This window comes from Actinacidiphila rubida, assembly GCF_900110255.1.
Classification (GTDB): Bacteria; Actinomycetota; Actinomycetes; order Streptomycetales; family Streptomycetaceae; genus Actinacidiphila; species Actinacidiphila rubida.
The window spans coordinates 45,877-58,426 of record NZ_FODD01000003.1 but is presented as its reverse complement, the minus strand read 5'-3'; the positions used below and the strand labels follow the sequence as shown (position 1 = coordinate 58,426).

9 protein-coding genes are annotated in these 12,550 nt (G+C 76.0%); 4 read left to right on the top strand and 5 right to left on the bottom strand.

Features of this window, described 5'->3' with window-relative positions; all coding sequences use genetic code 11:
- Positions 1-106: 106 nt before the first annotated feature.
- Together BMW99_RS03360 and BMW99_RS03355 are read right to left on the bottom strand one after the other, a co-directional pair.
- Positions 107-2,599, bottom strand: a complete 2,493-nt coding sequence (locus BMW99_RS03360; RefSeq protein WP_075016195.1) for an ABC transporter permease — start codon at positions 2,597-2,599, stop codon at positions 107-109.
- On the bottom strand, positions 2,596-3,456 hold the full coding sequence (locus BMW99_RS03355; RefSeq protein ID WP_069465042.1) for an ABC transporter ATP-binding protein: 861 nt from the start codon (positions 3,454-3,456) through the stop codon (positions 2,596-2,598). Before BMW99_RS03355 ends, BMW99_RS03360 begins: the two co-directional genes overlap by 4 nt.
- 268 nt (positions 3,457-3,724) lie before the next feature.
- Between BMW99_RS03355 and malQ the strand changes: the two genes are divergently transcribed.
- Both malQ and BMW99_RS03345 read left to right on the top strand, forming a co-directional pair.
- The gene (gene malQ, locus BMW99_RS03350; protein WP_069465041.1) at positions 3,725-5,854 is read left to right on the top strand and encodes a 4-alpha-glucanotransferase; all 2,130 of its coding nucleotides are present in this window, start codon (positions 3,725-3,727) and stop codon (positions 5,852-5,854) included.
- Positions 5,855-5,902: 48 nt separating this feature from the next.
- A complete protein-coding gene (locus BMW99_RS03345) occupies positions 5,903-6,142 on the top strand; it encodes a hypothetical protein (protein ID WP_069465040.1) in 240 nt (79 codons plus the stop codon).
- A 64-nt stretch (positions 6,143-6,206) separates the two neighbouring features.
- On the opposite strand, the gene BMW99_RS03340 is transcribed toward BMW99_RS03345, so the two are convergent.
- A complete protein-coding gene (locus BMW99_RS03340; protein WP_069465044.1) occupies positions 6,207-6,746 on the bottom strand; it encodes a MarR family winged helix-turn-helix transcriptional regulator in 540 nt (179 codons plus the stop codon).
- 184 nt (positions 6,747-6,930) lie between these two features.
- Here BMW99_RS03340 and BMW99_RS03335 point away from each other — a divergent pair, with 184 nt between their 5' ends.
- Together BMW99_RS03335 and BMW99_RS03330 are read left to right on the top strand one after the other, a co-directional pair.
- Complete coding sequence (locus BMW99_RS03335; protein ID WP_245791165.1) at positions 6,931-8,286, top strand: MFS transporter; 1,356 nt, start codon at positions 6,931-6,933, stop codon at positions 8,284-8,286.
- A 255-nt stretch (positions 8,287-8,541) separates the two neighbouring features.
- Positions 8,542-9,501 (top strand): EamA family transporter, encoded by a 960-nt coding sequence (locus tag BMW99_RS03330; RefSeq protein WP_245791188.1) that lies wholly within the window; start codon positions 8,542-8,544, stop codon positions 9,499-9,501.
- On the opposite strand, the gene BMW99_RS03325 is transcribed toward BMW99_RS03330, so the two are convergent.
- Together BMW99_RS03325 and BMW99_RS03320 are read right to left on the bottom strand one after the other, a co-directional pair.
- Positions 9,419-10,831: an MFS transporter gene (locus BMW99_RS03325; protein WP_069467410.1), complete on the bottom strand. Its 1,413-nt coding sequence runs from the start codon at positions 10,829-10,831 to the stop codon at positions 9,419-9,421. The genes BMW99_RS03330 and BMW99_RS03325 overlap by 83 nt on opposite strands.
- A gap of 264 nt (positions 10,832-11,095) precedes the next feature.
- Positions 11,096-12,523, bottom strand: a complete 1,428-nt coding sequence (locus BMW99_RS03320) for a phosphocholine-specific phospholipase C (RefSeq protein ID WP_069467411.1) — start codon at positions 12,521-12,523, stop codon at positions 11,096-11,098.
- Positions 12,524-12,550 lie beyond the last annotated feature (27 nt).

The window sequence follows — 12,550 nt, the reverse complement described above, 5'->3', positions numbered from 1 at the left end:
GGACGCGGGGCGGGCGCTCAGGGGGCGCCCGCCCCGCACCCGTGTCCGGACCCGCCGCGGGCGGACGGGCCGGGGACGCGCGGCGTGCGGCGCCCCCCGGCCGGGCCTAACGGGCCGGCCGGCGCAGGAGGGCGCGGCCGGGGAGGGCGGTGGCGGCGAGGGCCAGCAGCAGCGTGAGGGCGGCCAGCGGCAGCGCCGTGCCGGCGGGGACGTAGGGGGAACCGCCGGTGGTGCCACGGGCGATGGGGACCAGCGTGATCCACGCGATGGCCGCGCCGAGGGTCAGGCCGGCCGCCGCGACCATCAGCGCCTCCCAGCGGAGCATGCCCAGCACCTGGCGCCTGGTCGTGCCCGTCAGCCGCAGCAGGGCGACCTCGCGGCGCCGGTCCAGCACGGTCATCACCAGCGTGTTGACGGCGGCCACCGCCGCGAACCCGCCGAGCACCGTCGCCATCACGCGGTTCGCCCACGCGTTGAGCTCCAGGTCCTTGTCGGCCTGCGCCCGGTAGCCGGCCCGGTCGGTCACGGTCAGGCCGGGCACGTCCAGGCCCGCCAGCGCCTGCCGGACGTCCGCGGCCGGCGCCCCCGGCCGGTCGTGCACCAGCACCTGGCTGTCGTAGGCGGTCGCCGCGTGCGCGGCCACCGCGGCCCGGGGCATGACCAACTGGCCCAGCCCCAGGCCGCGTTCGTAGACCGCGACGACCCGCGGCCGGGTCTGCGTCCCGTCGCCCAGCCACAGCGACAGCCGGTCCCCGACCTTCACGTGCGCGGTGCCGGCGAGCAGCGCGTCGACGGCGACGGTGCGCCCGTCCCCGGTCAGGTTCGCCAGGGAGCCGTCCCGCACACCGAGCCGGAGGACCGGCTCCAGGTGGCGCGGGTCACCGCCGACGCCGAGGACGGTCGTGGAGTCGAGCGCGCCGCCGGCGCGGTACAGGGCGCCGGTGCGCAGCACGCCGACCGCCGTCTCGACACCGGGCAGGCGGGCCGCCCGGTCCGCGGTGCCGGCCGGCAGCCCGGCACCGCCGGAGCCGACCACCTGGTCGGCGACCACCCCGTCCCTGATCTGCCGGCTCGCGGCGTGGGTGATCGTGCCCTGCATGCACAGCAGGGTGCCGCAGAACGCGGTGACCAGCACGATCGGGGTGATCGCGGAGGCCAGCCGGCGGGCGTTCGCACGGGTGTTGGCGGCGGCGAGCGCGGCGGGCGCGCCGCCCGCGCGCAGCGGCAGCCCGAACACGGCCGCCGCGAGCCACGCCAGCACCGGGCCGAGCAGGGCCACGGCCAGCATGAAGCAGAACACCACGGACAGCGCGACCGACGCCGCGTCGTCCCCCGTCAGGTGGGAGGCGACGGTGGCCAGCACCACGCCGCCAGCCGTCGCGACCGCGCCCAGCACGGTGCGGACCACGCCGGGCCGCCGGCGCTCGACCGCGGCCTCGCCCAGCGCCTGGCTCGGGCGGGCCTTCGACGGCCGCCGCGCCGCGAGACGGCCCGCGGCCAGCGCGCTCAGCATCCCCGCCCCGACCGCGGCGACCATCGGGATCCAGCCGACCGACAGGTGAGCGCCGTGCGGGACGGCGCCCTTGTCGACGAGCTGGCCGAACCACCAGCGGGCCAGGGCGATTCCGGGCAGGATGCCGGCCGCGCCGGCCAGCGGCGCGACGAGCAGCGCCTCGGTGGCGACCATCCGCCGGATCTGCCGCGGGGTGGCGCCGACCGCGCGCAGCAGCGCGATCTCCCGGCCGCGCTGGCCGACCGCGAGGGCGACGGTCCCCATGACGACGAACACCGCGGTCGCGGTGGCGATGCCGCCGAAGGACCCGCCGATCGCGGTGAGCATCTCCCGGGCGGAGGCGAGTCCGGGCTGCTCGGCCTCGCCGCGTCCGTCGCCGGTGCGCACCACGGCGTGCCCGCCCACGGCCTGGCGCGTCTGCTCGGCGAGCCGGTCCACGGGCACCCCGGCGCGGGCGAACACCGCGATGGCGTCCGCCTTTCCGGGGTGCCCGGACAGGGTGCCGGCCGCGCTGTCCGCGAAGTACGCGGTGGGGGCGGCCTCCTGGGCCACACCGGCGATCCGGTACGTGCGCGTGCCGCCGGGCGCCGTCAGCGCGACGGCGTCACCGGCGCCGAGCCCGGCGGACCTCGCGGTCGCGGCGTCGAGCACGACCTCGCCGGCGAGCGGCGCGTGCCCCTCGACGGCGGTCCCGCCGTCGAGGGCGTGCGCGGCCCAGTCGCGTCCGGTGAGCGCGGGCAGGTGGGCGGCCTGGACGGGGAACGCGATGTCGGGGACGGCCGCGGCGACGCCGGGCCGCGCGGCGATCCGGGCGGCCAGCGAGGTGTCCAGCCGCGGCTGGTCGGTGAGGGGCTCGGCCTCGGTGTCACGGCTGTCGCCGTGGCCGGTGACGATCCGCGCCTGCGCGTCGGCGGCCGCCACGACGGGCACGTGCGCGTACCGGACGGGCGCCACGTGGGCGGTGACGCCGGTCTGCAGCATGGTGCCGCAGGCGGTGACGACCGCGGCGGCGAACAGCAGCGCCACGAACGTGCCCACGAAGGCCGCGGGCCGGAACCGCACCGAGGCGCGGGCGAGGCCGTTCACGCCGCCGCCCCCAGCCGCCCGGAGCCGGAGGGCCCGCCGGCGGCGGGCCGCCCGGCGGATCCGGCGGACCCGGCTGAGGCTGTCAGCGCGACCATGCGGTCGGCGACGGCCGCCGGCTCGGGGTCGGCCAGCTCACCGGCGAGCGAGCCGTCGGCGAGGAACAGCACGCGGTCGGCGTAGGAGGCGGCGACGGGATCGTGGGTGACCATCACGACCGTGGCGCCGAGGCCGTCGACGGCCTGCCGCAGCAACCCGAGCACCTCCCGGGCGGTCCCGGTGTCGAGCGCGCCCGTCGGCTCGTCCGCGAAGATCACCTCGGGCTCGGTGATGAGGGCGCGGGCCAGCGCCACCCGCTGCTGCTGCCCGCCCGAGAGCTGGCCGGGCCGGCGCCTGCCGTGCCCTTCGAGGCCGACCCGGGCCAGCAGCTCCGCGGCCCTGCGCCGGTCCGGCCGGGCCCCGGCCAGCCGCAGCGGGAGCAGCACGTTCTGCTGCACCGTCAGCGACGGCAGCAGGTTGAAGGACTGGAAGACGAAGCCGATGCGCCGGCGCCGGAGCTTGGTGAGGTGGTTCTCGCTCAGCCCGGTGATGTCCTGGCCGCCCAGCAGCACCTGGCCCGCGCTCGGCCGGTCCAGTCCGGCCGCGCACTGCAGGAACGTGCTCTTGCCGGAGCCCGACGGGCCCATCACGGCGGTGAAGGTGCGCCGCGGCAGGGCCAGGTCGACGCCGCGCAGCGCGTGCACGGCGGCGTCGCCCCTGCCGTAGGTGCGGCGGACGGCGCGCAGTTCCACGGCGTGCGGCGACGGGCGGTGCTCCGCGTCGGTGGGTGGGGTCGGCGTGGTCTTTCGGCGCGATGCCATGGCCTGGGGGCTCCTCTCCTGACGACGCTTCCGACGCTACGGAGCGCGCCGCGGCCGGACCATGGCGTCCCCTGGCGTCCCGAAGGTGGGGACAACCCCCCATGCCCTCCCCCGCTGTGGCGGCCGGAAAGGACGGCCACCACGGCGGGCGGACCGGCGAGGCGTCGGGGCGGTCGCCGGAAGGCAACCCGGGTAGGAGGGGAAGGAAGGGTAGAAGGCAGGCACCCCCGGGAAGGGTTCCCGGACAGACTGTGAGGACGGAGGCCCGATGGACCGGGACCGGCTTGCCGCCATGTACGGCGTGGACGTGACGTACAGCCCCGCGCCGGACGTCCACGTTCCGGTTCCGGAGGACACCGTCGTCGCCGTCCTCGCCGCACTCGGCGTCGACGCCGGCACCCCGCGCGCCGTCAGGGACGCGCTGGCCGCGGCCGAGCAGCGCAGGACGCACCGCCTGCTGCCGCCGTGCACGGTCGTGCGCCCGGGCCGGCGGACCCTCAAGCAGGCCCTTCCCGACCTGCCCGAGGGCACCCGGCTGCGGACCGAGACGCAGGCCGGCGAGGAGCTGGCCGACCCGCCGCGCACCCCCGGCCGCTACGTGCTGCGGGCCACCGGGGCCGACGGCCGTACGGCGCACGGCGACCTGGTCGTCGCCCCGACGCGGCTGTCCGGGCCGCCGGGCCGCACCTTCGGGTTCATGGCCCAGCTGTACTCCACGCTGTCCTCGCGCTCGTGGGGCCGCGGCGACCTGGGCGACCTCGCGGACCTGGCGGCGTGGTCGGGGCGGGCCCTGGGTGCGGGCTTCGTCCAGATCAACCCGCTGCACGCGGGCGTGCCGGGCCGGCCGACCGACCCCTCGCCGTACCGCCCCTCCTCCCGCCGCTTCCCCGATCCGGTGTACCTGCGGATCGAGGACGTGCCGGAGTTCGCCCATCTGCCGCGGGAGGCCCGCGGCGAGCTCGACGCCCTGCTGCGCAAGGCCGCGGCCCTGCGGGACGGCGTGCTGCTCAAGGACGCGCTGATCGACCGTGACGCGGTGTGGGAGCTGAAGGCGCGGGCACTGGAGCTGCTGCGGTCGGTGCCGCTGAGCCCGGGCCGGCGCGCCGCCTACGCCGACTACCTCGCCGAGCAGGGGCAGGCCCTGGACGACCACGCGACGTGGTCGGCGCTGGCCGAACTGCACGGCCCCGACTGGCACTCCTGGCCCGCGGGCCTGCGCGACCCGCGCTCGCCGCAGGTGGCCAGGGCCCGCACCACGCACCTGGACCGGGTGGACTTCCACTGCTGGCTGACCTGGCTGACCGACAGCCAGCTCGCCGCGGCGCACCGCGCGGCCCGGGACGCGGGGATGCCGATCGGGATCGTGCACGACCTGGCGGTGGGCGTGCACCCGGGCGGCTCGGACGCCTGGTCGATGCAGGACGTACTGGCCGGCGGCATCTCGATCGGCGCGCCGCCGGACGCCTTCAACTCCCGCGGCCAGGACTGGGGGCTGCCGCCGTGGCGCCCCGACGCGCTCGCCGCGACCGGCTACGCCCCCTACCGCGACCTGGTGGCGCGGATGCTGCGGCACGCGGGCGGCCTGCGGATGGACCACGTGATGGGCCTGTTCCGGCTGTGGTGGGTGCCGGAGGGCCGGCCGCCGACCGACGGCACGTACGTGCGGTACGACGCGGAGGCGATGCTGGGCCTGCTGGCCCTGGAGGCGTACGAGACGGGCGCGGTGGTCATCGGCGAGGACCTGGGCACGGTCGAGCCGGGCGTGCGCGAGGAACTGGCCGACCGCGGGATCCTCGGCACCTCGGTGCTGTGGTTCGAGCGCAACTACACGGGCGAGGACGCCGACCGCAGGCCGCTGCCGCCCTCGGCGTGGCGGGAGGCGTGCCTGGCGACCGCCACCACGCACGACCTGCCGAGCACCGCGGCCCGGCTGACGGGCGAGCACGTGGAGCTGCGGCACCGGCTCGGCCTGCTGACCCGCCCGCTCGCCGAGGAGGAGGCGGACGACGCGGCCGAGGTCGCCGAGTGGATCGCGCTGCTCGGCCGGCTGGGACTGCTGCCGGAGGGCGCCGCGGAGGAGGAGGCGGTGGTCAAGGCGGTGCACCGGTTCCTGGCCCGCACACCGGCCCGGATGGTGGGCGTGTGGCTGCCGGACGGCGTCGGCGACCGGCGCCCGCAGAACCTGCCGGGGACGTCCGACGAGTACCCGAACTGGCGGCTGCCGATCGCCGATCCGGGCGGGAACCCGCTGACGCTGGAGCAGCTCGCCGCCTCGTCCCGGCTGCACGCGCTGGCCGAGGAGGTGCGCCGGGCGGTGGCACGGGCCGAGGCGGGTTCCCCGCCGGGCCCCGCGGGAAGTGCCGCCGGGAGTGCCGCGCCGGGCGCCCGGCACCCGTAAGGCACCCCCGGGCGCGCGGCGTGCGGAGGTGGTCACTACATTGGCCGTGTGGACAAGAAGCTCAACAAGAAGGCCCTGCGCGCCGGTGTGGTGACCGCCGGTACGGCGCTGCTGCTGCTCATGTCGACGCCGGCGTTCGCGCTGGCCCACGACGACGGGGACGACCCCGGTTCCGGGCTGAACGTCGCCCAGACCCTGGGCCTGTTCGTCGCCCTCCCGCTGGTCCTCTTCGGGATCATCGCCGGACTCGTCATCGTCACCGACAAGTCCCGCAAGCAGCAGGGCTGATCCCTCGAAGGTGAACCCCGCGCTCCCAGGGGCGCGGGGCAGGGGACACCCGTGCCGCGGCCGCTCAGGCGCCGCGGCCGCTCGCGTCCGTGGCCGCCATCAGGCGCCGCAGGAGGACGGCGAGCTGCTCCGCGTCCTGCGGCCCGAGGCCGTCGACGGGTTCGCGCTGCAGCGCGAGACCTGAGCCGACCGCCTGGTCGATGACGCCCAGCCCCTTGTCCGTGAGGGTGACCCGCAGACCGCGGCGGTCCCCCGGATCGGGCGTGCGTTCCAGCAGCCCGGCCTTCTCCAGCTTGTCCAGCCGGCCCGTCATCCCGCCGGTGGTCAGCATCAGCGTCGCCGACAGCTGGCGCGGCGACAGCGTGTAGGGCGCCCCCGAACGGCGCAGCGTGGCCAGCACGTCGAACTCGCCGCGCCCGATCCCGTACCGCTGGTACTCCTTCTCCATCCGGTCGCCCATGATCCGCGACAGCCGGTAGATCCGGCCGAAGACGGCCATCGGCAGGGTGTCGAGGTCCGGGCGCTCCCGGTTCCACTGCCCGGTGATCGCGTCGACGGCGTCGGCGGGGGCGTCGGTCCCGTTCGCCCGGTCCGCCGTGTCCATCGCGTCCGCCTGATCGGTCGTGTCCATCGCGTCCGTCGCATCCATCGCGGTCAGGGGCTGCTTCTGCTGCGGCATGGCCCCAGTATCGCTCCCCGTTCGCTTGGTCGCAAGAAAGTAGCTTGACGGTAAGTAGCTTAGCGCTAAGCTACTTACCAACGACCTACTCCCAGGGAGCCGTGACGCCGTGACCCGTAGCCGCCTCCGTACCCGCGACTCGTCCGCCCGGATGCCCCGCGAGCGCTCGATGCTCGCCGCCATGGCGGTCGACAGCCTCGGCTCCGGCATGTACGTCCCGTTCAGCCTGGTCTTCTTCCACCACATCACCGGCCTGTCGTTCACGGTCGTCGGCGCGGTGCTCACGGCGGTCGGCCTGATCGGGATGACCGCGCTGCCGCTGGCCGGCGCGGCGGTGGACCGGTACGGCGCCCGGCGGGTGCAACTGCTGCTCTACGGGGTGCGCGGCACCGGGTTCGCCCTCTACCCCCTCGCCACCGCCCTGCCCGCGTTCGCCGCGGTCGCGCTCGTCACGGCCGCCGGGGACCGGGCCTTCCCGGCCGTCCAGCAGGCGTGGATCGGCGAGGTCGCGCAGGGCGCCGACCGGGACCGGCTGCAGGCCTCGGCCCGCGCCCTGCGCAACGCGGGCCTCGGCTCGGGCGCCCTGCTGGCCTCGCTGGTCGTCGCGCTGTGCGGGGACCGCGGCTTCGTGCTGACGGCCTGGCTGAACGCCGCGAGCTTCGCGACGGCGGCCCTGCTGATGCGCCGGGTCCGGGTGGAACGGCGGCCCGCGGCCGACCTCGGGGGCGTGGGGACGGCGGGGGCGTCCGCGACGGCGAGGGCGGCGACGGTCGCGGGCGCGCGGACCGGCGGCTACCGGACGGTGTTCCGGGACAAGCCGTTCCTCGGCCTGACCGGCGCCAACTTCCTCACCGCGCTGGGCTATTCGGCGCTGGCCGTGCTGTTCCCGCTGTTCATCGGGGGCACCCTCGGCGAGCCGCAGGCCCTCACCGGCGCGGCGTTCACCGTCAACACCGTGCTGTGCGCGGTGGGGGGCGTGACGGTCGCCGCGGGCGTGCGGCGGCGGGGGGCCCGGCGTACGCGGGCCGCGGCGCTCGGCGCGGTGCTGTTCGCGACCGCCTTCGCGGGACTGGCCGCGCTGGCCGCGGCACGGCCGCAGTCCGGCTGGGTGGTGCCGGTGGTGCTCTTCGCGCTGGTCGGCCTCTACACGGGGGCCGAGCTGGTGCACAGCCCGTCCTCCAGCACGCTGGCCGTCGCGGCCGCGCCGCAGGAGCTGCGCGGCCGCTACATGGCCGCCTACCAGCTGAGCTGGTCGCTCGCGAGCACCCTGGCCCCCTCGCTGTTCACGCTGCTGGAGGCGGCCGACGCACGGCTGCCGTGGCTGGTGCTGACCGGCACGGCCCTGTCCGCGGCGGCGCTCCTCGTCGCGCTGGAGCGGCACCTGCCCGCCGACGCGGTCCATCTCACCGCGCCCGCACCGGTGTTCACCTCCACGCCGGCCGCGCCGCGCCCGGCCCGCGTCTGACCTCGCCCGGCCCTCTTCCCCGCGCCCCGGCTCCGGCGCACCGGGATCCACGGAGTCACCGAAGCCCGCGAAGTCCTCGCTCTCCCGCAGCCCGGCCACCCGCAGCCCGATCCCCCGGAGGACCCCGTGTCCACGACCGGCACCACCCCATCCACCGGCACCACCGCATCCCCGGGCACGGCCCCGGCCCTCGAGGGCACGGGCCCCCGCACGGCCCCCGGCGGCTCCAGGGCGGGCACGGCGGCCACCGTCGCCGTGACCGCCCTGGCACCGCTCGCCTGGGGTTCCACCTACGCCGTCACCACGCAGTTCCTGCCGCCCGACCGGCCGCTGTTCGCGGGCCTGATGCGGGCGCTGCCCGCGGGGCTGCTGCTGGTGGGGGCCACCCGGACCCTGCCGCGCGGCGCCTGGTGGGGGAAGGCGGCGGTGTTGGGCGCCCTGAACATCGGGGTGTTCTTCCCGCTGCTGTTCCTCGCCGCCTACCGGCTGCCCGGCGGGGTCGCGGCGGTCGTCGGCGCGGTGGGGCCGCTGTGCGTCGCCGGGCTGTCGACGGTGCTGCTGCGCGAGCGGCCGGGGGCCCGCACGGTCGCCGGGGCCGTGGTCGGCGCCCTCGGGGTGAGCCTGGTGGTGCTGCGGCCGGGCGCCGCGCTCGACCCGGTGGGCGTGCTCGCCGGTCTGGTGGGCGCCGCGTCGATGGCCGCGGGCACCGTGCTCACCAAGCGGTGGGGGCGGCCGGAGGGCGTCGGCCCGCTGGCCTTCACCGGCTGGCAGTTGACCGCCGGCGGCCTGCTGATCGCCCCGGTGGCGCTGCTGGCCGAGGGACCGCCGCCCGCGCTGGACGGCCGCAACGTCCTCGGCTACGCCTACCTCGCCCTGGTCAACAGCGCGCTGGCGTACGTCCTGTGGTTCCGCGGGATCGGGCGGCTGCCGGCCGCCTCGGTGAGCCTGCTGACGTTCCTGAGCACGGTGTCGGCCGCGGTGATCGGCTGGGTGGCCCTGGGCCAGGCACTCGGCGGCTGGCAACTGCTGGGCATGGCACTGGCGTTGGGCGGCAGCCTGGCCGGGCAGCGGTCGGCGGGTGCCGGCCGTGCGGCGGCCCCCGGGGGCGCGTCCCGTCCGGCGCCCGCGGAGGTCACGGCTGGGCGGCCACCGGGAGGGAGCGGGACGGAGAGCGGTCCAGGTTCCGGCCGAACGGCCGCCACGCCACGACCGTGACGAGGGTCATCGCCACCGCCGAGCACCAGAACGGCGCGGTGACACCCTGCCAGCGCACCAGCGGCCCGCCGATCAGCGCGCCCACCACGTTCCCGCCGATCGCGAACATGAAGAACACGCTCTGCACCCGCCCGCGCAGTTCCTCCGGCACCCGCCGCTGCCGGAACGTCGTCTCGACCGCGCCCAGCACCGAACTGTGCATGCCGAAGAACGCCAGGACCGCGCCCGCGGCCCAGGGCGCGCCGGCCAGCGCCAGCCCGAAATGGGTGAGGGTCTCCATGATCAGGCCCGCGCGAAGCAACAGCGAGGCGGAGCAGCGGGCCTGCAGCGCGGGCGCCACGAGCGCGCCCAGGATCCCGCCGACCGCGCTGGCGCCCATGAGCACGCCGTAGCCGACGGCGCCCAGACCCAGCCGGTCCCGGGCATACAGGACCATGATCGAGAAGCCGGCGAGCAGGGTGGCGTTCATCAGGCACAACGTCAGCGACATCATCCGGATCACCGGCTCGTGCCACACCCAGCGCACGCCCTCGGCGATGTCGCGCCGCACGGACCGGCCTTCGGGCTCCCGAGCCCCGGTCCCCTTCCCGCCCGCGGCGGCGTCCGAGGTCCGGCCTGAGTTCCCACCCGATTCCTGACCGGATCTCTGACCGGAGTTCCCGCCGGCAGGAGCGCCGGAACGAGCGCCGGAGCCCGCGGCCGGTTCCGGGCGCAGCCCGCGCAGCGTGGCGATCAGGGCCGCGGAGACGAGGAACGAGGCGGCGTTCAGGCCGAACGGCAGCGCGGTCGCCAGCACGAACAGCCAGGCGCCCAGCGGCCGTCCGGCGAACCTGTTGAGCACGAAGAACGAGCCGTGCAGGCGGGCGTTGGCCTGCGGCAGCAGGTCGGACGGCACCACCGCGGGCACCAGGCTCGACGCGGCGGTCTGCGCCAGGGTCTCCCCCGTGCCGAGGAGGAACGCGCACGCGTAGATCACCGGGATCGTCGCGTGCCCGGTGGCCACCGCCAGCGTCAGCACGGCCGTCACGAGGCCGCGCAGCACGTCGACCGCCACGATCAGCCGCCGCCGGTCGAGCCGGTCCACGACGACGCCGCTCACCAAGGAGAAGATCAGCCAGGGAAGTTGGCCGACGAGCGCGGCGAAGCCGATCAGTACGGGGTCGTCGGACACCGAGGCCACGAGCAGCGGTGCCGCGGTCTCCACCACCCCGTCGCCGAGGGTGGACACCGAGTTGGCCGCCCACAGCGTGTGGAAGCGGCGGCCCAGGCCGCCGGGCCCGCCCGTGCGGCCTTCGCCCGGTGCCGGGTCCGCGGAGGGCCGGGGACGCACCAGACCGGCGAACCGCCGTGGGGAGCCGGGAAGTCCGCGCCGTCCGAGTCGTCTGGTCCTGCCCGGCGCCATCGTCCGTGCCCTCCGCCCGCCGCTCCTGGCGCATGCGGCGAGTCCGCGGCACGGGCCGAAAGACAGGACCGTAGCGGGGGCCGGGGTCCGGGCCAACCGAATTACTCCGGCCGTCCCGGACCCGGGCCGGTGCCGTACCCGCCGCAAGCGCGACCGGGCGGGGGCAGCCTGCGCTGGCGCCGGCGATCGGCCTTACACGTGCGGGCGGCTGCCCGGCTCCTGTTGCGGGATGTTCTGCGCGGCGCCGGGCAGCTTCGGCTTGGGCAGGGTGGCGACCTCCTGCTCGGCCTGCGCCAGCTGGGCCGCGGTGTCCGTGGGCAGCGCCGGCGGGTCGGTCTGGGTGTCGGCGAACCGGAACACCGAGGTCATGTCGCCGAACGTCTGCCGCCGCCAGGCCGAGACGTTCGTCTCCCGGACGCCCGTGACGGCCTCCAGGAACCGCAGCGGCGACGTGTGGTCGAACGCCTCGCTCGCCACCCAGCCGCCGACCGTCCACGGCGACACGACGATCGCCGGCACCCGGAACCCGGCGCCGATCGGCAGGTTCGACACGAACTCGCCGGCCGTGCCGGCGGGCGCGGTGGGCGGCGGGACGTGGTCGAACAGGCCGTCGTTCTCGTCGTAGTTGAGGATGAACGCGGTCTTGGCCCACACGTCCGGGTTGGACGCGATGGCCTCCAGCTTGCGCGCCACGAAGTCCGCGCCGGCCGCCGGAAGGTAGTCGGGGTGCTCGGAGTCGGTGCTGGTCGGGATGATCCACGAGACCGCCGGCAGGCGGTCGTTGCGCGCGTCGTCCTCGAACGTGCCCTCCGCCTGCGGCCGCACGCCCTTCTCGTAGAGCGCGGAACCCGGCTGCGCGCTCTGGAAGTTGCCGAAGTACTCCAGCACGTTGCAGCCGTAGTCGTCGCTCTGCTGGTACACCTTCCAGCTGACGCCGGCCGCCTCCAGGCGCTCGGCGTAGGTGGTCCAGCGGTACGGCTTGGGCGCGCTGTTGGAGATGACCGGGCCGCCCTTGGTGCCGCCGGGGTCGATCGTGCCGGTCATCCAGTAGAGGCGGTTGGGCCAGGTCGGGCCCATCACCGAGCAGAAGTAGTTGTCGCACACCGTGAACGCCTCGGCCAGCGCGAACTGGAACGGGATGTCGTCCCGCGTGTAGTAGCCCATCACGTAGGGGCCGTTGGCGCCGTCCGCGGAACGGTGCGCGGGCAGCCACTTGTCCATCCTGCCGTTGTTCCACGCCTGGTGCTGCACCGACCAGGCGTGGCTGGTGGAGGGGATCGCCTGGGCGCTGGTGGACTTGGTGTCCAGGTGGAAGGGGAGCAGGTAGCCGTCGGGGTTCACGGAGTCGGGCTGGTAGAACACCGAGCGCCCGGTGGACAGCGTGAGCGCGTCCGGGTCGGCGAAGCCGCGGACCCCGGAGAGCGTGCCGAAGTAGTGGTCGAAGGAGCGGTTCTCCTGCATCAGCAGGACCACGTGCTTGATGTCGCTGATCGAGCCGCCCGCGGGGGCACCCGCGGCGACCGCCTTCCTGACGCTGGGCGGCAGCAGCGAGAGCGCCGCCGCGCCGCCGATCGCACCCGCCGCCGATCCGAGGAGCCGGCGTCGTGTCAACTCGGCCATGGACGTTCCTCCCTAGAGCTTGGAGCC